The sequence below is a fragment of the Paracoccus nototheniae genome (genome assembly GCF_004335005.1).
In the GTDB taxonomy this organism is placed as follows: Bacteria; Pseudomonadota; Alphaproteobacteria; order Rhodobacterales; family Rhodobacteraceae; genus Paracoccus; species Paracoccus nototheniae.
The window spans coordinates 156,551-179,591 of sequence record NZ_RQRT01000002.1; the positions used below are offsets into that span (position 1 = coordinate 156,551).

Below are 23,041 nucleotides of genomic sequence, written 5' to 3' on the forward strand. Positions count from 1 at the left end.
CTTATGGAGGGACGCGCAATGCGCGAGGGTCTTGTTAAGTTTGCCGCCGTGACCGGCGCCATCGCGCAGGCCGCATTGTGGCTGGCGGGGATCGGGCTGGTCCTGATGACCGTCTTTGTCTTTGCGCAGGTCTTCTCCCGCTATGTCATGGGCTCCAGCTTGTTCTGGGCGGAACCCGCGGCGGTGATGCTGATGGGCTGGTTCATCTTTCTGGGTGCCGCCGTGGGCGTCAAGGAGGGCTATCATCTGTCCTTCGATGTCGGCCTGATGATCGTGCCGGAAAGCTGGCGCCCGTGGTTTCATGCCCTGTCCGATGTGGTCGTGACGGGCTTCGGCATCGGCATGGCATGGTTCGGCTGGCAGCTGGCGGCCCGCGCCTCGACCGGGGTCGTGCCGGGGCTGGGCATTTCCCGGTTGTGGGATTTCATGCCGCTGATCGGGGGTGGCGTCCTTCTGGTCCTGTTTTCGGTCGAACGCATCGCCCGCCGCGCGGCGGGTCTGAAGACGCTGCGCTTTGGCGACAATGACGATGCCGCCGATGGCGAGGTCGACGGGTTGGCCACGGCCGTCCCGGCCGAGGCCATCATTTTGCAGGGCGAGGCGCCGCGCGCCCGCAACAAGGACTGACGTCATGGAATTGTGGATCCTGTTTGGCAGCTTTGTCGCGCTGCTGCTGATCGGCACGCCGGTCGCCTTCTGTCTGGGCGTCGCCAGCTTTCTGACCGTTCTGTACATGGGCCTGCCGCCTGTCGTGGTGTTCCAGCGCCTGAACAGCGGCATCTCGGTCTTTGCGCTGATGGCCATTCCGTTCTTCATCTTCGCGGGCGACCTGATGGTGCGCGGCGACATCGCGCGGCGGCTGGTCGCGCTGGCGGGCGCCATGGTCGGCCATATCCGCGGCGGTCTGGGGCAGGTCAACATCATGGCCAGCCTGATGTTCGGCGGCGTGTCGGGCTCGGCTGCCGCCGATGCCAGCGCGGTCGGCGGTCTGATGGTGCCGCAGATGAAGGCGCGCGGCTATGACGTGGATTACGCCGTCAACATCACCGTCGTCAGTTCCATCATCGCGCTGATGGTGCCGCCCAGCCACAATATGATCATCTATTCCATCGCGGCCGGGGGCCGCCTGTCGATCGCCGATCTGTTCACCGCAGGCATCATTCCCGGCCTGCTGCTGGCCTTCCTGCTGATGGTCGCGGCCTGGTGGGTGGCCCGCAAGAAGGGATACCCGACCGAGCCTTTTCCCGGCCTGCGGATGATGGGCACGCTGCTGGTGGCCGCCCTGCCGGGGCTGATCCTGATCGCGATCATTTTCGGCGGCGTCCGCTCGGGCCTGTTCACGGCGTCGGAATCGTCGAATGTGGCGGTGGTCTATGCGCTGCTGGTCACGACGCTGGTCTATCGCAGCCTGCCCTGGTCGGAATTCGTCGAGGCGACCAAGGGTGCGGTGCGCACCACCGCGATGGTGCTGCTGGTGATCGGCTGCGCGGCCTGTTTCGGCTGGCTGCTGGCCTATCTGCGCGTGCCCACGCAACTGGTCGAGATCCTGCAGAACGTCTCCAGCAACCCCATCGTGATCCTGCTGCTGATGAACATCATCTTGCTGATCCTGGGCACGTTCATGGACATGTCGCCGCTGATCGTCATCACCACGCCGATCTTTCTGCCCGTGGCCACCGCCTTTGGCGTCGATCCGGTGCATTTCGGGGTCATCCTGATCCTGAACCTTGGCATCGGCCTGTGCACGCCGCCCGTCGGCGCGGTGCTGTTCGTGGGCTGCGCGGTGGGGCGCATCAGCATCTGGCAGGCGATGCGCACGATCTGGCCCTTCTATGGTGCCGCCTTCGCGACGCTGATGCTGGTCACCTATGTGCCCGCGCTGTCGCTGTGGCTGCCCTCGCTGTTCCGCTGATCCACCCTTGCCTTGCCGAAAAGGACCGAACCCATGCCCGATCCCGTCCGCAGCGTTCTGGCGCATGCCCCTGACCTGATGGTCGTCCGCTTTGCCTTTGCGACCGGTGACAGCGGCGCCTTGCACAGCCATCCGCATGTCCAATCGACCTATGTCCAGTCGGGCCGCTACCGCTTTACCATCGATGAACGCGCCTTCGAGGTCGGCCCCGGCGACGCGTTCATCATTCCCTCGGGCGCCACCCATGGCTGCCTGTGTCTTGAGGGGGGCGATCTGATCGATACCTTCACCCCCCGCCGCGACGATTTTCTCTGAAAAGGACCACCCCATGACCCATGTCGACACCCGCCACGCGATCCATCCCGACCACGCCAAGGGCATGGACACCGCCATCCTGCGCCAGCATTTTCTGGCCGAGGGGCTGTTTGCCGAAGGGGCCGTCCGGCTGGTCTATACCCATTACGACCGCTTTGTCGTCGGCGGCGCCGTGCCTGCCGGGGCCAGCCTGGTGCTGGACAAGATCGAGGAAACCAAGACCCCCAGCTTTCTGGACCGCCGCGAGATGGGCATCGTGAACATCGGCGAGGCCGGCCGGGTCGAGGCTGCGGGGCAGAGCTGGGACATGGCGACCGGCGACGTGCTGTATCTGGGCATGGGCGCGGGGGCGGTGACGTTTTCGGGGCAAGGGCGGTTCTATATCACCTCGGCGCCTGCGCATCGCGCGCTGCCGCATCGTCTGGTGACGGTGGACGAGGCCAAGAAGGTCGAGATGGGCGCGGTCGAGACCTCGAACAAGCGGGTCATCAAGCAGTTCATCCATCCGCTGGTCATGGAAAGCTGCCAGCTGGTGCTGGGTTATACTTCGTTGCAGGAAGGCTCGGTCTGGAACACCATCCCCAGCCATGTCCATGATCGCCGGATGGAGGCGTACCTCTATCACGGCATGGCCCCGGAATCGCGGGTGCTGCACCTGATGGGCGAGCCGACCGAGACGCGCCACCTGTTCGTCGCCAATGAACAGGCCGTCCTGTCGCCGCCCTGGTCGATCCATTCGGGTGCGGGTATCGGCGAATACACATTCATCTGGGCGATGGCCGGGGACAATGTCGATTACACCGACATGGACTTTATCCAGCCGAAAGACATGCTGTGAGCGCGTTTTCCCTTGAAGGCCGCACCGCGCTGGTGACCGGTGCCAATACCGGCATCGGTCAGGCCATCGCGGTCGCCATGGCGGAAGCCGGGGCAGATGTCATCGCCTCGGGACGTCGCGATTGCGACGAGACCCTGGCGATGATCGGCAAGGTCTCGGGCAGGGCGGGGCGCAGCCTGACGCTGGATTTCGCCGATCCGATGGCCGCGCGCGATGTCTTTGCCGATCAGCCCATCGACATTCTGGTCAACAATGCGGGCATCATCCGCCGCGACGATGCGGTCGATTTTTCCGAGGCCGATTGGGACGCGGTGATGGACGTGAACCTCAAGGCGCTGTTCTTCACCTGTCAGGCCTTTGCGCGCGCCGCCCTGCCGCGGGGGCATGGCAAGATCGTCAACATCGCGTCCCTGCTGTCTTTTCAGGGCGGCATCCGCGTGCCGTCCTATACCGCGTCCAAGCATGGCGTGGCGGGGCTGACCAAGCTGATGGCCAATGAATGGGCGGCCAGGGGGCTGACCGTCAACGCCATCGCGCCCGGCTATATCGAAACGAACAACACCGAGGCCTTGCGCGCCGATCCCGACCGGTCCCGCGCGATCCTTGACCGCATCCCCGCAGGCCGGTGGGGCCGCCCCGAGGATATCGCGCAGACTGCAGTGTTTCTGGCAGCGCCCGCATCCGATTACATCAACGGCGCGGTCCTGAATGTCGATGGAGGCTGGCTTGCCAGATAGATTGCATCACGCGCCCTCGGGCAAACCCGCCGGGATCGTGCATCTGGGCCTTGGCGCGTTCTTTCGCGCCCATGGTGCGGTCTATGTGGCCGAAGCCATGGAGGCGTCCGGAGGCGATTGGGGCATCATCGGCGTATCCCTGCAATCGCCCGGCACGCGGGACCGGCTGAAGCCGCAGGGCTGGGCCTATACGGCGGTCGAGATGGGCCCGGCGGGCGAAAGCCCCCGGGTCATGACCATCCTGCGCGACGTGCTGGTCGCGCCGGAAGACCCGCAGGCCGTGCTGGACGCGATGGCCTTGCCCGACATTCGGATCGTCAGCCTGACCGTCACCGAAAAGGGCTATTGTCTGGAGCCGTCGACGGGGCGGCTGAACGCGGCGCATCCCGATATCGTCCATGATCTGGCCAACCCGCTGCCAAAATCGGCACCGGGCTTTCTGGTGCGGGCCTTGCAGGCGCGGCGCGATGCGGGCGTGGCGCCCTTTACTGTGCTGTGTTGCGACAACCTGCCGGAAAACGGTCGTGTGCTGCGCGGCGTGGTGCTGGATCTGGCGCGGCTGATCGATCCGGCGCTGGCCGATTGGATTGCCGCCGAAGGGGCGTTTCCCTGCACCATGGTCGACCGCATCGTGCCCGCCACCACGCCCGCCGATCTGGACCGGCTGGCGGCTGCCACGGGCCTGCGCGACGCGGCGCCGGTTCTGCACGAGCCGTTCCGCCAATGGGTGGTCGAGGATGATTTCGTCGGCGGCGCGCGTCCCGATCTGGGCGCGGTCGGCGTGCAGCTGGTCGGCGACGTGACCCCGTTCGAGCATATGAAGCTGCGGATGCTGAACGGAACGCATTCGGCGCTGGCTTATCTGGGCAATCTGGCCGGGCACGAGACGATCGCCGATGTCGCCGCCGATCCGGTCTTTGCAGCCTATGCCGAGCGGTTGTGGCAGAGCGAGATCATCCCCGCCCTGACCCCGCCGCCGGGCGTCGATCTGGGGGACTATGCCGGGGCGCTGGCGGCGCGCTATGCCAATCCGGCGATCCGCCACCGGACCTGGCAGATCGCCATGGATGGCAGCCAGAAGCTGCCGCAGCGCATTCTGGCGACGATCGCTGAAAGCCGGGCGGCGGGCCGCGATGTGCCGGGGCTGACGCTGGCCGTCGCGGGATGGATGCGCTTTGCCTCGGGTCGCGACGAAGACGGTGCGGCGATCGAGGTCAAGGATCCGTTGGCGCCGCAGCTGGCGGCGCTGTGGCAACAGGATGCCGGGGCGACCGTCGCCGGTTTTCTGGCGCTGACGCAGGTTTTCCCCGAGGCGCTGCGCCGCGATGCGGGCTTTGCCGGGGATCTGACGGCGGCCTTGAGCGGGCTTGTGGCGCGCGGTGCGCGGGCCATGGCGGCCGCGGTCTGAGCGGAGCGGGGGGAAGGGGGGCGCTGCCCCCCATCGCCTGACGGCGATCCCCCCCCGGGATATTTCCGCCAAGATGAAAGATCAGCGCGGGGTGCGGGCATCCTCGACCGCCTGAGGGACCAGGGCGCCGTGATGGCGGATGACCTGACGGCTGAGGGCATGGCCCGCGCGGATCGCCGAGGCGCAATCCCGACCCGAGAGCTGGGCGGCCAGATAGCCGGCGTTGAAGCTGTCACCGGCGGCAGTGGTGTCGACGGGGGTGTCACGGGTCAGATCGTCGATCGCGCCGGTCCCCTGTGTGCCGCCAAAGACGATCGGGCCGCCGCCATTCTTGACGACGACATGGCCCGCCCCGCAGGCCAGATAGCGGGCGCGGGTGGCTGCGGGATCGGCATCGCCGAAATGCGTGGCCTCGTCATCATGGCTGGGCAGGACCAGATCGGCGCGGGCGGCGGCGTTTTCGGTCACCTTGCGCATCGTGTCAGGGTCCGACCACAGGCGCGGGCGCAGGTTGGTGTCGAAGACGACCGTCGTGCCCTGCGCGCGGGCATCGTCCAGCGCGGCCAGCAGAGTGTCGCGTCCGGCGGGGGGCAGGATCGCCAGCGTGATCCCCGACAGATAGGCCATCCGGCTGCCGTCCAGCGCCGCTGCCAGCACCTGCGGCTGATCGGCCAGGCGCCGCGCGGCAGAGGTGTCGCGCCAATAGGCGAAGCTGCGTTCGCCGCCCTGCAGGCTGATGGCGTAGAGGCCGATCTCGCGATCCGTCTCGGCCCGGATATGGGTGGCGTCGATGCCGGACTGGCCCAAGAACGCCAGCATGCGGGTCGAGAATTCGCCGGTGCCGATGCGGGTCAGAAAGCCGACCTGGGTTTCCGCGTCCAGAAGGCGGCGCAGATACCAAGCGGTGTTCAGCGTGTCGCCCGCAAAGCCCATGCGCCACAAGCCGGGCTGATCGGCCTGCGAGAGTTCGACCATCGCCTCGCCGATGGAGAGGATGCGGGTGGCGGTCTGTTTGGGGGCAGGGGTCATCGCAGGCCTATTCGGTGAAGTAATCGGGATGGGCGTCCATCATATGCGGCACCTCGGTCAGCATCTGGCGCAGATGGGTGCGGATCGCGGCCTCGGCGGCATCGGGATCGCCCGCCTGCAGCGCAGTCAGGACGGCGCGGTGCTGGGCGATGGTCTGGTTGCGGTCGAACACGCGCATCGACAGGTGGCGCAAACGGTTCATTTGCGCCTTGAGGCGGTCCAGATCCTGCCAGACGGCGGGATGGCCCGCCGCCTCGGCCATGGCCTGATGGAAGCGGTCGTCGGCCTCGACAAAGGCCGGGACGTTGCTTTCGGCATCGGCCCGGGCCTGCAGGTCCAGTTCGCGTTCCATTGCGCCAAGATCGGGCCGGGTCCGGGCCACGATGCGGGCCAGATCGCTTTCCACCGCCTCGCGGATCATGCGCGCAGACAGCACCGCGCGGACCGAGATGCGGCTGATATAGGTGCCGCGCTGCGGGCGGATCTCGGCCAGACCGTCGCTGGCGAGGCGGATGAAAGCCTCTCGAACCGGCTGGCGGGACAGGCCGACCTGTTCGGCGATCTCGGTTTCCGACAGCCGCATGCCGGGCAGCAGATCGCCGCGCAGGACGCAGCCGTAAAGCCAGTCATGGACCTGCTGGGCGGTCGAGGCGGATCGGATCGGGATCATGGCTGTCGGAGTCCTGTGGGGGTGATGGATGTTTATACCATACTTCCATACGAGTAAAGGAGATCGCGCCACAGGATCTTGTGCTCGCGGATCATCCCCCGATCCGATGGGATTTTGCAACCCGCGGTGACCAGCGCGGGGCGTCCGGTCCGATAAAGAAAGGCCCCCGCAGACATCGCTGCAGGGGCCTTTTCACGCAGGTCCGGTGATCACATGGCCCATGGGGCCCCGTTCATCGGCGCTGTGCGATCAGAAGATCAGCGACAGGATGCCGATGACGACCAGAAGTCCGATGATGAAGATGATACCGACGGCGCCGCCGAGGAACTTAAGCATGATATTCTCCTGTGTTGTCCGGGACAACCGCTGCGGTCGGGACTGGTTCCGTCGGATGATGCGGCATCGGGCCGGGGCCATCGGGACGGGGCCCGCGATGGCGCAGGCAACCATTCCGAGGCGGGGATGGTGACTTTGGCAGAGCGGCGGGCCGCTGCGGAACGGGGCGGGACGCAGGGTGCCGGTCGATTGTCGGTCGTCGCATCGACCGAGGTGGATCGGGGGTGGATGGGTGGAATTGTGACAGGCTGCCCGTCCGGTGCCTTGAGGCAAATGGTCGTCCCGGCATCTTGAGCATGGCTGAAGCGACAGGGCGGAAGCGTAGGGGGTATAGGGGTTGCCGGTCGGGACCGAGGGCGGAATGCGACATCAGCAATGATCGTCATTTTGAATATTGTAAATGGATATGAATAAGACTCGATCATGGTCCTTGATGCAGTTTCTGAAACGCATGTATGCACCTGAAAATTGTAATTCCCTTTCTGCGAAGATCTTTTTGTTAGTGATTCAAAACAGTTACTTGGTGGGGTATTGATTCGAAAGAACCCCATTTTTGTGAACAGAACGCCGAAATTATGTCAACCAAAAGTTGTGTAAACTTTATCAATCGCGTCGCTAAACGAATGTGTTTTGTCTGTTTTGCACGGGGTGGTAATTACAGGGTGCGGCCTGTCGCCGCATGTCGCTTTTGACCCTCGATCTTGCGCTCTGTTTCGGGCGCGTCTGCCGGGATGGACATCTTAGGCCATCAATCCCGCATCGAAAAAACGATCATGTCCCGGGTCAGACCCCGGTGCCTGGTGATCTTGGAAAGTTCACCTCATGGAGTATGTGCAAAATGGCTATCAATGAAACTGGAGTTGCATTCGCCACGCCCGCGACCGTTCTGACCGTCGGTGTCGCGGATCTTAACATCAGCGTTGGCAATCTTGGTCTCCTCTCGGGCGTCGAGGCGGGCCCAAGTCTGGTGCCGCTTGGCTCGTGGGCAACCTCGCTGACGCGTGAGGAAGATGGAAATGTCCTGAATGTGGGCGAGGAATTCGTGCTGTCGCGCACGTTCAGTCCTGCACTTGGTGAGCCGAACACGACCACTGAAACGCTGACGATGGAAGGAACCGGCACTGTCACAGGCATTTTCGGCACGCGGACCTTTATCATCGCATCGACCGAAGGTGGCGTTCAGCGCATTATCTTCCCTGATGGCGACCTGCCGCCCGTTACGGATGTGCTGCTGACCCTTGATACCGATACCTTCTTGGCTGGTTACGACTTCGACGCTGACGACATCGTCTGCTTTGCCAGGGGCACGCTTGTGGACACCCCCGAGGGACCGCGCGCGATCGAGGATCTTCAGGCAGGCGACATGATCCTGACCAAGGATAACGGTCCGCAGCCGCTGCGCTGGATCGGGCGGACGGTTGTCTCGGCCAGCACGCTGGCGCGCAAGGATAATCTGCGTCCGATCCGCATCCGGGCCGGGGCGCTTGGGGCGGGGGCGCCGTCCTCGGATCTGATCGTCTCGCCGCAGCACCGCATGCTGGTGCGGTCCAACATCGCGCAGAAGATGTTCGGAACGATGGAGGTTCTGGTCGCCGCCAAGCAGCTGCTGCAGATCGAGGGCGTCGATATCGCCCGTGATCTGGAAAGCGTCGAGTATTTCCACATGCTGTTCGACCGGCATGAGGTGGTCTTTGCCAACGGTGCCGAAAGTGAATCCCTCTATACCGGACCGCAGGCGCTGAAAGGCGTCGGTCTGGCCGCGCTGGACGAAATCTTCGCGCTGTTCCCGCAGCTGCAGGAGGCCGACTACGAGGCCGAGGGCGCGCGCTACCTTGTCTCGGGGCGTCATGGGCGCAAGCTGGCGATCCGGCACAAACAGAACCACCGCGCGCTGGTCCGCTAAAGACCACGCAGGCGACAGGTCCGGACAGCTCCGCCCCTTTTGGGGGCGGGGCTTTTCGGTGTTCATCCGCCTAGGCGCGCACCAAAGGCCGTGCGTTGCGCAGATGGCGCAGCGACAGCTGGCGGGCCTGACGACCGGTCGGGACGGGGCGCGCGAAGGGCGGCGGGCCATTCTGCGCCAGATCGGGCAGCAGCGCATGGATCTGCGCGACCTGTGCCGGGCTGAAGGCCCGCAGCGCGACGGGACCGGGATAAAGGCTTTCTGTCCATGCGCCCTCGGCCTCGATCACCTCGTGGCGGTCCATCAGGATATGCCAATAGGTCACGGGCCGGTCGTCGGTCTGCACGCTGATGCCCGGCTGACCGATCAGATGGCGCGCGGCCACCAATGTCTCCTCCGAGCCCAGCATCCGCGCGGCAATGGCCGAGCGCAGCAGGACGCGGTGCTGGGGCGAGACACGCAGATCGCGCGCAGGCCGGCCGGGACCAAGCGCCCCCGCCGCCAGCCGGATCGGCCGGTCCTGCGGGCGCAGGTCCAGATGCGCGGCATCGGCGCGGCGGTGGCCGATCCACAGGATCGGACGCGGCCCGTGATCCAGCGTCTCCAGCAGATCGCCGGGCCGCAGCGTCTGGACCGGGCGCGGCCCCTGCGCGGTGCGGATCAGGCTGCCCTCGACAAAGCAGGGCATGGCATAGGGAACATGATCCCCCGCCTGACCGATGCCGCGCACGCCGGTATAGACATAGGTCTTGGACGGGTCGAAGACCGGATAGGTCGTGCCCCCGTCGGCTGTCGTTTGGGCCAGTGGAATGATCAGGACCGAATGGCGTCCGCCCAGCTCATCGCCTAGATCTTCGGGCACGAAGCTGCGTGGAAACAACGCGACGAACTGCCCGCCATCCGGACCCCGCAGGTTCGATGCCAGGAAATTCGACAGCGCCGTGCCCGCAGGCACCGTCACCTGAGAGGCGCCAAATCCGAAACTGGCATCCTCGGCCAGCGTCTGGTCGGTTTCGCCGGGGGTATAGAAGCCGCTTTGAAACAGCGGATCGTCATCGGCGATCGTGATCGTGGACAGGACCGGGTCGGGAAAGGTGATGGGACTTCCGTCGGACCACGGGACAAAGCGCGGGTTACCGCTTTGGGTCCATGAGGGGATCGGTTCGCTGACCGTCAGAACGGTTATATGATAGGCCATAAGAATCTCCGGTTCGGATGCAGCCCTCCTGCCGCAGGACAGGCTTGACCTTACGAAGACCTGGTTAACAAAAGATTAACGTCCCTCAGGCGGGAACGATCGAGGACGATGTTCCCCGTTCGCGATAGGGCGTGCTGCCATATTGCGCACGATAGCATTTGGAAAAATGCGACGGGCTGGAAAACCCCGATGCCAGCGCGATCTCGATGATCGACATCTCGGTCTGCATCAGCAGGTTGCGGGCGCGGGCCAGACGGGTTTCCATGTAATAGCGTTTCGGGCTGCGGTTCAGATAGCGGCGGAACAGCCGTTCCAGCTGGCGCGTCGACATGCCCGCATCCAGCGCCAGCTGGGCGGGGCTGATCGGGTCTTCCAGATTGCCCTCCATCCGGGCGATCACCGCAGCCAGCCGGGGGTGGCGCACGCCGATGCGGGTGGGGATGGACAGGCGCTGGCGGTCCTGATCGGTCCGGATCGCGGTGTGCAGCATCTGGTCGGCCACGTCGGCGGCCAGCGCGTCGCCATGCGCCTCGGCGATCAGATGCAGCATCAGATCGATGGAACTGGTCCCCCCCGCCGCCGTCAGCCGGTTGCCGTCATGGACAAAGACCGACCGGAACAGATCGACCTGCGGAAAGGCCTCGGCGAAACCGTCGTGGTTTTCCCAATGGATCGTGGCCTTGCGCCCCTCCAGCAGGCCCGCCTCGGCCAGCACCCATGCGCCGGTGCACACCGCGCCCATCGCGCCGCCGCCGCGGGCCTGACGGCGCAGCCAGGCCAGCACCGGGCGCGTCGTCTCTCGTGCGATTTCGGTGCCGCCGCAGATGATGACCACGTCGTCGCGGGCGGGGGCCGGGCCCTCGGCCTCCAGCCCGCCGTCCAGCAGCACCCGCGCGCCGTTCGAACAGGTGGCCATGTCGCCGCGCGGCCCCACCAGCCGCCAGTCGAACAGCGCCCGGCCCGCCGCGCGGTTGGCCAGACGCAACGGTTCGATCGCCGCCGTGAAGGGCAGCATGGTGAAACGGTCCAGCAACAGGAAGGTGAAACGGCGCGGTCTGTCGGATGGCATGAGGCTGTCTTTGCAAACGGGTCCGTCCGGCACCCAAACAGGCTTTCATCGCCGCGGCAAGGGGGCGCGACATGCCCTGCCCATCGCGGCGGCAGGGCCTTTTCCTGACGGTTGATCGCGTCTATACCAACGCCACCGTTTGACAGGAGCCCAAGGCCATGACGCAGGATATCCGCAAGACCGCCGCCACCCCCGCATGGGACAAGGCCGGCTGGCGCGCCTATCCGCGCGTCCAGATGCCCGACTATACCGACGCCGCCGCCCTGACGGCGGTCGAGGATCAGCTGCGGCGCTATCCGCCTTTGGTCTTCGCAGGCGAGGCGCGGCGCATGAAGGCGCAGCTGGCCGAGGTCGCAGCCGGACGCGGCTTTCTGCTGCAGGGCGGCGATTGCGCCGAAAGCTTCAGCGAGTTCAGTGCCGACAATCTGCGCGACACGTTCAAGGTGTTACTGCAAATGGCGGTCGTGCTGACCTGGGGCGCGCAGATGCCGGTCCTCAAGGTCGGTCGCATGGCCGGCCAGTTCGCCAAGCCGCGCAGCGCGCCGACCGAGGTGATCGACGGGGTCGAACTGCCCAGCTATCGCGGTGATATCATCAACGGGTTCGATTTCACCCCCGAATCCCGCATTCCCGATCCGGCGCGGATGCTGGCGGCCTATACGCAGGCGGCGGCGTCGCTGAACCTGCTGCGGGCCTTTTCGACCGGCGGTTTCGCCGACATGCAGCGCGTCCAAAGCTGGATCGCCGATTTCGTCGGCGGCCCCGAGGCGGCGCGCTATCGCGACATCGCGAACCGCATCGGCGATGCGATGGCCTTCATGCAGGCGGCAGGCGTCAATTCCGACACCGCCCATCAGCTGTCCAAGGTCGATTTCTATACCAGCCACGAGGCCCTGCTGCTGGAATACGAAGAGGCTTTGGCCCGCATCGATTCGACCACCGGCCTGCCCGTCGCAGGATCGGGCCACATGATCTGGATCGGCGACCGAACGCGCCAGCCCGATGGCGCGCATGTCGAATTCTGCCGCGGCGTGCAGAACCCGATCGGCCTGAAATGCGGCCCCACCACCACGGCGGACGATCTCAAGGTGCTGATGGCCAGGCTGAACCCGGAAAACGAGGCCGGTCGCCTGACCCTGATCGCGCGCTTTGGCGCGGGCAAGGTCGGCGATCACCTGCCGCGTCTGGTTCAGGCCGTCAAGGACGAGGGGGCGAACGTCGTCTGGTCCTGTGATCCGATGCACGGCAACGTCATCAAATCCTCGACCGGGTACAAGACGCGGGCCTTCGATTCGATCCTGCGCGAGGTTCGGGAATTCTTTGCTGTCCACAAGGCCGAAGGCACCATCCCCGGTGGCGTGCATTTCGAGATGACCGGCAAGGACGTGACCGAATGCACCGGCGGCGTGCGCGCCGTCACCGATGAGGATCTGTCGGACCGCTATCACACCGCCTGCGATCCGCGGCTGAATGCCAGCCAGTCGCTGGAACTGGCCTTCCTGGTGGCCGAGGAACTGCGCGCCCGGCGCGAGGATGCGGCCCCGGCCCGGACCGCCGCTGCCAGCTGAAGCCTTCAGGGCCACGCCTCAGCCACACTCTCAAGGCCCCGCCACATGGCGGGGCCTTATTTCCAGCGGCGATGGACCCAGAACCACTGGTCCATATGGCGCCTGACCAGCATCTCCAGATCATCGTTCAGCGCCTGCATCATCGCGCGCGGCTCGTCCAGCGCGACGGGTGCGCCGACATGGACGCGAAAGCTCAGCCCATCGGGCTGGCGGATGCCCGCGATCGGCACCAGCAGCGCATCATAGCGCCGCGCCAGTTCGGCTGGCGTCAGGACCGTCCGCGTCGGCAGGTCGAAAAACCGCAGCTCGGCCCCCTCGCGGTCATATTGATCGAAACCAAGCGCCAGCCAGCCACCGCCGCGCAAAAAGCGCAGCATCGCGGCCAGACCCGCCCGCCCGCGCGGAAACATTGGCTCGGCAATGGCGGTGATGGCGGGGACGTAATGGCGGTTGAACGCCTCGTTGTTCATGGGCCGGTAGAGCGCGCCCACCGGCCAGCCGCGCCCGGACAGGGCGGCGCGCATCGCGTCATAATTGCCGAAATGCGCGCAGGCGAGGATGACCGGACGGTTCGCCTCCAGCGCCGCCTCCAGCGCGGGCAGGCCGGGGCCCTCGACCGGGGCGCTCTCGCGGATACGGGCGGTGAATTCGGCCGCCGAATAGATCTCGGCCAGCGACCGGCCCGCATTGTCGGGCACGGCGCGGACCAGCGCCTCGATCTCGGGGCCACTCAGATCGGGCCGGGCCAGGGTCAGATTGTCGCGAATGCGCCGCCGCCAACCGGCCACGGGCGCGATCAGATGGGCGAACACCCAGCCCATCGCCGGCACGCGGCGGCGATAGGGCAGCAGCAGGGCCAGCTGCATGATCGCCAGAAAGGCGCCATTGGCCAGCCGGTCGGTCAGCGTGGATCGGTCGTCGCGCATGGTTCCTTTCGGGCCGCGCGGGCCTCACGCGACCAGACATAGAGGCCCGCGGCCACGATAACCGCAGCGCCCAGAATGGTCCACAGATCGGGCAACTGCCCAAAGAACAACCAGCCCCACAGCCCCGCCCAGACCAGACCGGTATAGCCAAAGGGCGCCAGCACCCCCGCCTCGGCAGCGCTGAAGGCGCGGACCAGCAGATATTGGCTGGCGGTGCCAAAGATCGCCAGCAAAGCAAAGGCCCACAGATCGGCCAAGGCGATGGGCTGCCAGAAGAACGGCACGACAAGGCTGGTCGCGATGCTGCCCACGACCGCCGACCACATGACCGAGGTCGCCACCGAATCAGCCCGCACGATTCGCGTCAGCAGCGCGCCCGCCGCATAGGTAAAAGCCCCGGCCAAAGGCAGCAGGGCGGCGGGTTGAAACACCCCCACGCCGGGCCGGATGATCAGCAACGCACCCACCATCGCCACCGCGATCCCCGCCATCCGGCGCGGGCCCAACCGCTCGCCCAGAAACAGCGCGCCGCCAAGCGTGATCAGGACCGGATTGAGGTCCATGATCGCGGTCGCCTCGGCCAGCCCGATATATTGCAGCGAGGTAAAGAAAAGCACCACCGATCCCAGCTGCATCAGCGCACGGGCGAATTGCGTTCCCGGCTGGCGGGTCCGCAGCAAAGGAACCATCGCCTGACGAAAGATCAGCGCAAAGATCAGCAGATTGCCCACGAAACGCGCCCAGACCACCTGCGCGGGATGGTAAAGCTGGGTCAGATGCTTGGCCGTCGCATCCATCAGCGTGAACCCCAGAATCGCCGCCAGCAGCAGGGCGATGCCCCGCGCCTGATCCGATCCGGGACGCCGCAGCCCGTCCCGCTCGCGCCCCATCAGCGCCCAACCCCGCGCAAGCACACGCATCAGAGCGCCGGATCATGGATATTTGAGTGAAGAAGAAGGGGCTTCTTCTTCATATCAATATCCCCGCCGGAGGCTTCCCAAAGTCTCACAAAAGCGCCGCCGCGCGGGCAGCGACCGCCGCTGCCGTGATGCCGAAATCGTCGTAGAGTGCGGGCGCCGGGCCCGAGGCGCCAAAGCCCTCCATGCCGACAAAGGCGGACCTGTCCTCGGATCCCCGCTCTCCCAGCAGCAGCCAGTCCCAGGGCTGGCGGATGGCGGCTTCGATGGCGATGCGGACCGGGCCGCGCGGCAGCACGCTTTCGCGATACTCCTGCGGCTGGTCGCGGAACAGCTCCATCGAGGGGACCGAGACGACGCGGGTGGCGATGCCCTGCGCCTCCAGCGCCTCGCGGGCCTCGACCGCGATCTCGACCTCGGAGCCGGTGGCCATCAGGATGACCTGCGCGGCCTTGTCCGAGGCTTCGCGCAGCACATAGGCGCCTTTGGCCGACAGGTTTTCGGAGGTATCGGTCCGCAGCAAGGGCAGGTTCTGGCGCGACAAGGCCAGCACGGACGGCGTGGCATCCTGCGACAGGGCGATCTGCCAGGCCTCGGCGGTCTCGATCTGATCGCAGGGGCGCAGCACCAGCGTGTTGGGGGTGGCGCGGCAGATGGCCAGATGTTCGACAGGCTGATGGGTCGGGCCATCCTCGCCCAGACCGATGCTGTCATGGGTCATCACATAGACGACCGGCAGCCCCATCAGCGCCGACAGGCGCATCGCGCCCCGCGCGTAATCGGTAAAGGTCAGGAACGTCCCGCCATAGGGCCGAAAGCCGCCATGCAGCCAGATGCCGTTCATCGCCGCCGCCATGCCATGTTCGCGGATGCCGTAATGCAGGTAACGGCCCATGCGATCCTCGGGCGAGAACACGCCCTGACCGCCGGTGCGGGTGTTGTTGGAGCCGGTCAGATCGGCCGAGCCGCCGAAATTCTCGGGCATCTCGGCATTCAACACCTCCAGCACGTTCTCGCTGGCCTTGCGGGTCGCGACCTTGGGCCGGCTGGCCAGCGTCTGTTCCTTGAACGCCTCGATGATCGCGTCCAGACGCGGATGCGGGTCCGACCCAAGGCGGCGGGCGAAATCGTTGCGCGCATCGTCTGGCAGGCTGTCGACGCGGTCGTTCCATGCGGCGCGGGCGGCGGCGCCGCGCTGACCGATCCGGCGCCAGTCGGCCATGATCGGGTCGGGAATGACGAAGGGGGCCGAGCTCCAGCCATAGGCCAGCCGGGTGGCGGCGATTTCCTCGCGGCCCAGGGGCGAGCCATGGGCCTTGCTGCTGTCGGCCTTGTTGGGCGCGCCGAAGCCGATGATCGTCTTGCAATCGACCAGCACGGGGCGGCCGTCGTCACGCGCGGCCTCGGTCAGGGCGCGGTCGATATCGGCGGCGTCATGGCCGTCGCAGGACAGCACCCGCCATCCGGCGGCGGCAAAGCGGGCGCGCTGGTCTGTGCGGTCGGACAGGCTGACGCGGCCGTCGATGGTGATGTCGTTATTGTCCCACATAACGATCAGGCGGCCCAGCTTTTGATGGCCGGCCAGCGCGATCGCCTCGTGGCTGATACCCTCCATCAGGCAGCCGTCCCCGGCGATGACCCAGGTGCGGTGATCGCAGAGATCCGCGCCGAATTCCGCGCGCATCGCCTCTTCGGCGATGGCAAAGCCAACGGCGTTGGCCAGACCCTGACCAAGCGGGCCGGTCGTCGTCTCGACCCCCTCGACATGGCCGTATTCGGGATGGCCCGCGGTGATCGCGCCCAGCTGGCGGAAGTTGCGGATCTGGTCCAGCGTCATCTGTTCGTAGCCGGTGAGATGCAGCAGGGCATAGATCAGCATCGAGCCGTGGCCCGCCGACAGCACGAACCGGTCGCGGTCGAACCAATGCGGGGCCGAGGCGTCGAATTTCAGATGGTTGCGAAACAGCACCGTCGCCACATCGGCCATGCCCATCGGCATGCCGGGATGGCCGGAATTCGCGGCCTCGACCGCGTCCATGGCCAGGACGCGGATCGCGCTGGACAGGTTCCAGTGATCGGGATCGGCTTGGCGGCGGGCGTCGATATCCATGGCGATGTCCTTGCGGTCTATAAGTGGCGCTGTCGATAAGTGAGGCGGGCGATGGGTTGGCGCTCTGTTAGGGGCTGGGCGGCGGCGTTGCAAGCCGCCCGGGGGCGGTCAACCCACACGCTCAGGCGTCCTCTCGGGCGACCGGCACCAGGGGCCGGATGCGCAGGCGGGTGATGCGGTTTTCGCGCCGGGTCACCACCTCGAACCGATAGCCGTGAAAGCTGAAGACCTGTCCCTGCTCGGGGATCGACTGTGCCATGTGGATGACCAGACCGGCGACGGTGTTGGCCTCTTCGTCGGGCAGGGTCCAGTCCAGCTGGCGGTTCAGGTCGCGGATCGTCATGCCGCCTTCGACCAGATAATCCCCGGTGCCGTTGGGCTTGAGGGTCTGATCCTCTTCGGTGTCATGTTCGTCGGCGATCTCGCCCACGATTTCCTCGATGATGTCTTCCAGCGTGATCAGGCCGCGCAGGCTGCCGTATTCGTCCACGACCAGCGCGAAATGCGTCCGGCGTTTCAGGAATTCGCGCATCTGCTCGTCGAGAACGCTGGTTTCGGGCACGAAATAGGGCGGCATGACGACATCCATGATGTCGAATTTGCGCGCGACCTGCGCATCGCCCGCCTCGCGCACGGCGCGGTTCACGGCGCGCAGAAGATCCTTGGCATGGACGACGCCGACCACGTTCTCGCGTTCCTCGCGATAGACGGGCAGGCGGGTATGGGGGCTGGCCAGCACGGTTTCCAGAATGGTCTCGGGCGGCAGGGATCCGTCGATCATCTGGATCTCGCTGCGGTGGCGCATGATTTCCTCGACCGTGCGGTTGCCCAGATCCAGCGCACCCAGCAGACGGTCGCGGTCCTCTTTGTTCACCGCGCCCTGCGCGTGGCCGATCGACAGCGCGCCTTCGATTTCCTCTTCGATGGAAAACATGTGTTTGCCGGGATCGGTCTTCAGGCCGGCGATGGACAGCATCAGCCCGACGATGGCGCGGACCACGGTGACGATCGGCGCCAGCAGGATGGTCAGCAGGCGGATCGGCCGGGCCACGAGGCTTGCGACCTTTTCCGGGGCCGAGATGGCATAGGTCTTGGGCATCACCTCGGAAAAGATCAGCACCAGCACGGTCATGACCAGCGTGGCGATGGCCACGCCGCTGGCACCCAGCAGCCGGGTGAACAGCGCGGTCGCCAGACTGGCGGCCAGAATGTTGACGACGTTGTTGCCCAGAAGAATGGCACCGATCAGCTTTTCGCTGTCGGCGGTGACCTTGACGGCGGCCTCGGCGCCGGTGTCGCCCTTGTCGGCGCGGGCGCGAAGCTTGGCCTTGCTGGCAGCCGTCAGCGCCGTTTCCGAGCCGGAAAAGAAGGCCGAGAGGATCAGGCAGATCAGGATGGCGCCAATGGTCAGAAAGGCGGCGAAATCTAAGGCAGAGGATGCGTCGTCCATGGGTCCTTGGTCAGTTGGGGGTCTTGGAAATCGTATCGGACAGCGGGTCCGGCAAGGGCAGGGGCGCGGCGTCGGGCAGGGGTGCCAACGCTGCGATGTCCGGCAGGATGGTCACCGGCGCTGCAATGGTCGCCGGGGCAACGCCGGCCAGCGGATGATGGTTCAGCACCAGATCGCGCATGCGCTGGTCCAGCACATGGGTATAGATCTCGGTCGAGCCCAGATCGGCATGGCCCAGCAGCATCTGGATGCTGCGCAGATCGGCGCCGCCCTCCAGCAGATGGGTGGCAAAGGCGTGGCGGATGACATGCGGTGTCACGCGGGCCAGGTCGATCCCGGCGGCCACCGCCATCTGTGCCAGCAGGCGCGAAAAGCTTTGTCGGGGCAGGTGGCCCGCCGCCCCCGGTGCGGGAAACAGCCAGCGCGCGCCGCGCCCGGCCAGCAGGCGGTAAAGGGCGCTGCCTTCGGGCGCCTTGTCGCGCAGGGCCAGCCAGTCGGCCAGCGCGCGCCGCGCCGCGCCGCCCAAGGGCACCATGCGTTCCTTGCCGCCCTTGCCGCGAATGACCAGCGCCGCAGGATCGCCCCGGCAACCCGCGACGGGCAGGCTGACCAGCTCGCTGACCCGCATGCCGGTGGCATAGAGCATCTCGATCAGGCACAGGTTGCGGGTGCGGTCGGTGGGGGTGCGCCCGATCATCGGGGCTGCGGCCAGCAGCGCGCCGATCTGGTCGCGGTCCAGCGTGCGGGGCACGCGCTTGGCCCGGCCCGGGCCTGCGATGCGGATGGCGGGGTCATCCTCGCGCCAGCCCTCGTCCAGTGCGAAACGGGTGAACTGCCGGATCGCCGACAGGCGCCGGGCGCGGGTGGCGCGCGACAGGCCCTGCGCATCGCAATGGGACAGATAATCCTCGACCTGATCGCGGCTGAGCGCGGCCAGAGACAGGCCCCGATGCCCCAGCCAATCCGACAGGTCGCGGAGATCGCGACCGTAAGCCAGCAGCGTGTTGCGCGCCGCCCCGGCCTCGGCGGCCTGCGCATCCAAAAAGGCCGAGATGGCCCCATGGTCGCTGCGGGTGTGATCGCTCATCGGGTGCCGCTCATGGTGTCGCCGCGGCTTGCTGGGTCATCTGCGCGATCAGTGCCACCTGAGCCTCGGCCCGGTCGGCATCCTCGGGCAGGCCAAGGGCGCGCAGCATGGCGATGCCGCGCCCGGCGCGGGCCAGATCGCCCTCGATCGCGGCATCGATATCGGTCATGGCGCCCAGCAGCGCCTCGCCCTTTTGCGCAGCGGGAGGGGTGGGGACGGGGGCCGCCATCTCGGGTGGCAGATCGGGGATGGTGCCGCCGGGCAGGCCCACCCATCCGCGCAGCAGCCCCGCCACCTCGGCGGTGCGGGGATCGGCGATGTCGGGCGGCAGGTCGGCGGCCACCATCCCCGCCAGCAGATCGGCCATGCCCGCCAAGCGGAATTCGTCAAAGGCGCGGGGCAGGGCCTGTGTCAGATCGCCCCCGGCCAAAGCGGCCTCCAGCGTGCGCATGACGCTGGCGCGTTCCCAGACCCCGCCCGACGCCGCGGGCCGCTGTTCGCCATAGATCGCGCGCAGTTCGGTGGGCGGCAGGGCGCCGGCGCGGGCCAGACGCTCGGCCGCCTCCAGCCGGGCCTTGAAACCGCCGTTCAGCCGCAGATCCGATTGCGCAAAGGCCACCGGCAAGGGCAGGGTGGGCAGGGGCTGGCCCACGGCCTCGTGGATGCGGAATTCCAGCGGCGTGATCCGATCCGCAGGTTCCAGCAGATGGGCGCTGTCGACAAAGGCATCGTCCAGAAAATGCGTCAGCAGGATCGCCTGCCGTTCGTCGATCAGCCCAAGCGTTTCCGCCCCGTGCAGGCTGACGGCGGCGGCGGCCCAATCGCCGGTCTGCGCCAGACAGAAGATGCGCGCGGCAAAGCTGGGCGCGATGCCGGGGGTGCCGTTCATGATCGCGCAGGCGCGGCTTTCATCGCCCTCCAGCAGGGCGATGTCGAACAGGCGTCGAAAGATCTCGGGCTGGCCGGGACCGGCGGCGGTCAGCAGGGCCTGCGCCTCGTCCAGCGCGCCCATGTCCAGCAGACGGTCGGCGCGGGCCAGAAACAGCTGCCCCCCCAGACCGGGGGCGACACCCGGCGCAACGCTATCGACGGCGCCGGTGGGCGGGGCCAGCTGCGCGGTCAGCACCCGGCGCAGCAGCGCCTGCATGGATTGCAGGCGGGCGGGCGTCGACAGCACCATCTGCGCCAGCCGGGCCGGATCGCTGCCCGCCCACAGATCGACCGGAACGCCCGCGCGGCGCGGGCTTTGCGTGCCGGTATGGTCGGGATCGCCCTGATCCAGCCGGGTCACCTGCACCGGGCCCACCGCGCCGCTGGTCGCGGTGGGCTGGGGCCTGCCGCCGGGCCGGTCGGGTGGGCGCACATCGCCCGGACGCCAGGCCGAGCTTTCGCGCAACGGCCCGCGCACACTGCCCGACAGCCAGTCGCTGGCCGACAGCGGCTGGCTTTGCGCCATGACCGCTTGCGGCGATCCGCCAAGGGCCAGCAACAGGGCCAGTCCGGTCAGAAAGGGACGATCAATCATCGGCAGGGGCCGTGGGGGTCGTTCCGGGGCTGGGCGTCGCGCTGGCCGAGGTGGCCGCGCCGTCCATCGGCAGCGGGCTGCGCACCTCTTGCCGGGTGGGGGCCATGTCGCCGAAATAGGCGTATCCCGCCAGCCCGATCAGCCCGGCCAGAATCAGCACCACCAGCAGTTTCAACATCCGCATTGTCCATCGCCTTTGCTCGACCAGGTTTCATTGGTCCGGGGCCGCTATCGGGCCGGTTCGGGGCGAATATAGATGGCAATTTCCGAAAGATCACGTCATTCAGTCACCCGATTGGGGAGACAGGGATGACCAGAGGCCTGACGCGGCACATCGTGCTGATCGGAATGATGGGGGCGGGCAAGACGGCCATCGGGTCGGAACTGGCCCGGCGACTGCGCGTGCCCTTTACCGATTCCGATGCCGAGATCGAGGCTGCGGCTGCCATGTCGATCAGCGAGATCTTTGCCCGCGACGGCGAGGCGTTCTTTCGCGCCCGCGAATCGCAGGTGCTGGGGCGCCTGCTGGCGGGGGCGCCGGGCGTCATCTCGACCGGCGGCGGCGCGTGGATGAGCGCGGGAAACCGTGACATGATCGGGGCGCGCGGCCTGTCCGTCTGGCTGAACTGCGCGCCCGAATTGCTGTGGCAACGCGTCCGCCAGCGCCCGACCCGGCCCCTGCTGCAGACCGCCGACCCCAAGGGCACGCTGCTGCGCCTGCTGGCCGAACGCAGCCCCGTCTATGCGCAGGCCGGGCTGGAATTCCTGTCGCAGGCGGGCGACAGCATCGAGATGTCGACCACCCGCCTGATCGCCGCCCTGCAGGCTGCGGCCCCCGATCTGATCAAGGAACCCTCATGACCGATCCTGTCCCCGATCCTGTGACCGTTCACGTGCCCTTGGGCGATCGTGCCTATGATGTCCGCATCGGTGCGGGGCTGCTGGATCAGGCGGGCGATCTGATCGCGCCGCTGCTGGCCCGGCCCCGCGCGGTCATCGTGACCGATGCGACGGTCGCCGCCCTGCATCTGGCGCCCCTGCAGGCCGCCTTGCGCGCGCAGGGCATCGCCAGCGAGGCGCTGATCCTGCCCGCGGGCGAGGGCACGAAAAGCTGGCCGCATCTGACCGCCTGCGTGGACTGGTTGCTGGACCAGCAGGTCGAACGCCGCGACGTGGTGCTGGCGCTTGGCGGCGGGGTGATCGGCGATCTGGTGGGTTTCGCCGCCGCCATCCTGCGGCGCGGCGTGCGCTTTGTGCAGCTGCCCACGACGCTGCTGGCGCAGGTCGACAGCAGCGTCGGCGGCAAGACCGGGATCAACAGCCGCCATGGCAAGAACCTGGTCGGCGCCTTTCATCAGCCCGCGCTGGTGCTGGCCGACACGCTGGTGCTGGAAACGCTGGCGCCCCGCGACTTTCTGGCGGGCTATGGCGAGGTGGTGAAATACGGCCTGCTGGGCGATGCGGAATTTTTTGACTGGCTGGAACAGAACGGACCCGATCTGCAGGCCGATCCGGCGCGGCGTCAGCAGGCTGTGGCCCATGCCGTCGCGATGAAGGCCGGGATCGTCACCCGCGACGAGACCGAGCAGGGCGAGCGCGCGCTGCTGAATCTGGGCCATACCTTCGGCCATGCGCTGGAGGCCGCGACCGGCTATTCCGACCGCCTGCTGCATGGCGAGGGGGTGGCGATCGGCTGTGCGCTGGCCTTTGATCTGTCCGCCCGGATGGGTCTGTGCGCGCAAGAGGATCCAAGCCGCGTCCATGCTCATCTGGCCCGGATGGGCATGCCCGCGCGCCTGTCCGACATTCCCAGCGACCTGCCCGATGATGCGGCGCTGATCGGGCTGATGGGGCAGGACAAGAAGGTCGTGGACGGTCAGCTGCGCTTCGTGCTGGCGCGCGGCATCGGCGCGGCCTTTGTCAGCGACGCGGTGGAAAAACCGTTGCTGGAGGCGGTTCTGCGCGACGCTCGCTAAAGGGGCGCTAAGGGGGGACAAAGCCCGCCCGCCCCCCATCGTGGGGGCCGGGCGGGTGGGCTGTCGC

22 protein-coding genes are annotated in these 23,041 nt (G+C 66.8%); 10 read left to right on the top strand and 12 right to left on the bottom strand.

Annotation, left to right across the window (positions count from 1 at the left end):
- Positions 1 to 18 precede the first annotated feature (18 nt).
- From EG885_RS01725 to EG885_RS01750, 6 genes are read left to right on the top strand one after another with little or no spacing between them, the layout of a single operon-like run.
- Positions 19 to 627: a TRAP transporter small permease gene (locus EG885_RS01725; RefSeq protein WP_131572735.1), complete on the top strand. Its 609-nt coding sequence runs from the start codon at positions 19 to 21 to the stop codon at positions 625 to 627.
- Between the two features lie 4 nt (positions 628 to 631).
- Complete coding sequence (locus EG885_RS01730) at positions 632 to 1,912, top strand: TRAP transporter large permease (RefSeq protein WP_131572736.1); 1,281 nt, start codon at positions 632 to 634, stop codon at positions 1,910 to 1,912.
- A gap of 33 nt (positions 1,913 to 1,945) precedes the next feature.
- Positions 1,946 to 2,227 (top strand): cupin domain-containing protein, encoded by a 282-nt coding sequence (locus tag EG885_RS01735; protein WP_131572737.1) that lies wholly within the window; start codon positions 1,946 to 1,948, stop codon positions 2,225 to 2,227.
- A 13-nt stretch (positions 2,228 to 2,240) separates the two neighbouring features.
- A complete protein-coding gene (kduI, locus tag EG885_RS01740; RefSeq protein ID WP_131572738.1) occupies positions 2,241 to 3,065 on the top strand; it encodes a 5-dehydro-4-deoxy-D-glucuronate isomerase in 825 nt (274 codons plus the stop codon).
- On the top strand, positions 3,062 to 3,802 hold the full coding sequence (gene kduD, locus EG885_RS01745) for a 2-dehydro-3-deoxy-D-gluconate 5-dehydrogenase KduD (protein ID WP_131572739.1): 741 nt from the start codon (positions 3,062 to 3,064) through the stop codon (positions 3,800 to 3,802). Before kduI ends, kduD begins: the two co-directional genes overlap by 4 nt.
- On the top strand, positions 3,780 to 5,210 hold the full coding sequence (locus tag EG885_RS01750; RefSeq protein WP_207392179.1) for a mannitol dehydrogenase family protein: 1,431 nt from the start codon (positions 3,780 to 3,782) through the stop codon (positions 5,208 to 5,210). The genes kduD and EG885_RS01750 overlap by 23 nt, the downstream gene beginning before the upstream one ends.
- An 81-nt stretch (positions 5,211 to 5,291) precedes the next feature.
- On the opposite strand, the gene EG885_RS01755 is transcribed toward EG885_RS01750, so the two are convergent.
- The 3 genes from EG885_RS01755 to EG885_RS23635 form a co-directional block, all read right to left on the bottom strand.
- A complete protein-coding gene (locus EG885_RS01755; protein ID WP_131572741.1) occupies positions 5,292 to 6,239 on the bottom strand; it encodes a sugar kinase in 948 nt (315 codons plus the stop codon).
- 7 nt (positions 6,240 to 6,246) lie between these two features.
- The gene (locus EG885_RS01760; protein WP_131572742.1) at positions 6,247 to 6,909 is read right to left on the bottom strand and encodes a GntR family transcriptional regulator; all 663 of its coding nucleotides are present in this window, start codon (positions 6,907 to 6,909) and stop codon (positions 6,247 to 6,249) included.
- A 249-nt stretch (positions 6,910 to 7,158) separates the two neighbouring features.
- Positions 7,159 to 7,272, bottom strand: coding sequence for a small membrane protein YohP (locus tag EG885_RS23635; protein WP_455430431.1), 114 nt, complete (start codon positions 7,270 to 7,272; stop codon positions 7,159 to 7,161).
- An 811-nt stretch (positions 7,273 to 8,083) separates the two neighbouring features.
- On the opposite strand from EG885_RS23635, the gene EG885_RS01770 reads away from it, so the two are divergent.
- Entirely contained in the window at positions 8,084 to 9,148 is a 1,065-nt protein-coding gene (locus EG885_RS01770) for a Hint domain-containing protein (RefSeq protein ID WP_242679459.1), read from the top strand.
- A 70-nt stretch (positions 9,149 to 9,218) separates the two neighbouring features.
- Here EG885_RS01770 and EG885_RS01775 read toward each other — a convergent pair whose 3' ends face one another.
- On the bottom strand, positions 9,219 to 10,346 hold the full coding sequence (locus tag EG885_RS01775) for a Hint domain-containing protein (RefSeq protein WP_131572743.1): 1,128 nt from the start codon (positions 10,344 to 10,346) through the stop codon (positions 9,219 to 9,221).
- 85 nt (positions 10,347 to 10,431) lie between these two features.
- Positions 10,432 to 11,415: a GlxA family transcriptional regulator gene (locus tag EG885_RS01780; RefSeq protein WP_131572744.1), complete on the bottom strand. Its 984-nt coding sequence runs from the start codon at positions 11,413 to 11,415 to the stop codon at positions 10,432 to 10,434.
- Positions 11,416 to 11,573: 158 nt separating this feature from the next.
- On the opposite strand from EG885_RS01780, the gene EG885_RS01785 reads away from it, so the two are divergent.
- A complete protein-coding gene (locus EG885_RS01785; protein ID WP_131572745.1) occupies positions 11,574 to 12,983 on the top strand; it encodes a class II 3-deoxy-7-phosphoheptulonate synthase in 1,410 nt (469 codons plus the stop codon).
- A 56-nt stretch (positions 12,984 to 13,039) separates the two neighbouring features.
- Here the strand turns inward: EG885_RS01785 and EG885_RS01790 are convergent, their stop codons facing one another.
- The 7 genes from EG885_RS01790 to EG885_RS01820 all read right to left on the bottom strand — a co-directional run bounded on the left by EG885_RS01790 (position 13,040) and on the right by EG885_RS01820 (position 21,182).
- The gene (locus tag EG885_RS01790; protein WP_131572746.1) at positions 13,040 to 13,909 is read right to left on the bottom strand and encodes a lysophospholipid acyltransferase family protein; all 870 of its coding nucleotides are present in this window, start codon (positions 13,907 to 13,909) and stop codon (positions 13,040 to 13,042) included.
- Complete coding sequence (locus EG885_RS01795) at positions 13,885 to 14,829, bottom strand: DMT family transporter (protein WP_131572747.1); 945 nt, start codon at positions 14,827 to 14,829, stop codon at positions 13,885 to 13,887. Before EG885_RS01795 ends, EG885_RS01790 begins: the two co-directional genes overlap by 25 nt.
- Positions 14,830 to 14,914: 85 nt before the next feature.
- Complete coding sequence (gene tkt, locus EG885_RS01800; RefSeq protein WP_131572748.1) at positions 14,915 to 16,936, bottom strand: transketolase; 2,022 nt, start codon at positions 16,934 to 16,936, stop codon at positions 14,915 to 14,917.
- 121 nt (positions 16,937 to 17,057) lie between these two features.
- Positions 17,058 to 18,386 (bottom strand): HlyC/CorC family transporter, encoded by a 1,329-nt coding sequence (locus tag EG885_RS01805; protein ID WP_131572749.1) that lies wholly within the window; start codon positions 18,384 to 18,386, stop codon positions 17,058 to 17,060.
- A 10-nt stretch (positions 18,387 to 18,396) separates the two neighbouring features.
- Positions 18,397 to 19,473: a tyrosine recombinase gene (locus EG885_RS01810; protein ID WP_131572750.1), complete on the bottom strand. Its 1,077-nt coding sequence runs from the start codon at positions 19,471 to 19,473 to the stop codon at positions 18,397 to 18,399.
- A gap of 10 nt (positions 19,474 to 19,483) precedes the next feature.
- Positions 19,484 to 20,998 (bottom strand): hypothetical protein, encoded by a 1,515-nt coding sequence (locus EG885_RS01815; protein WP_131572751.1) that lies wholly within the window; start codon positions 20,996 to 20,998, stop codon positions 19,484 to 19,486.
- Positions 20,991 to 21,182, bottom strand: coding sequence for a hypothetical protein (locus EG885_RS01820; protein WP_242679460.1), 192 nt, complete (start codon positions 21,180 to 21,182; stop codon positions 20,991 to 20,993). Before EG885_RS01820 ends, EG885_RS01815 begins: the two co-directional genes overlap by 8 nt.
- Before the next feature lie 125 nt (positions 21,183 to 21,307).
- On the opposite strand from EG885_RS01820, the gene EG885_RS01825 reads away from it, so the two are divergent.
- Positions 21,308 to 21,859 carry a shikimate kinase gene (locus EG885_RS01825; protein WP_131572752.1) on the top strand — a complete coding sequence of 184 codons (552 nt, stop codon included), beginning with the start codon at positions 21,308 to 21,310 and terminating at the stop codon, positions 21,857 to 21,859.
- Positions 21,856 to 22,974, top strand: a complete 1,119-nt coding sequence (gene aroB, locus EG885_RS01830; RefSeq protein ID WP_131572753.1) for a 3-dehydroquinate synthase — start codon at positions 21,856 to 21,858, stop codon at positions 22,972 to 22,974. Before EG885_RS01825 ends, aroB begins: the two co-directional genes overlap by 4 nt.
- Positions 22,975 to 23,041 lie beyond the last annotated feature (67 nt).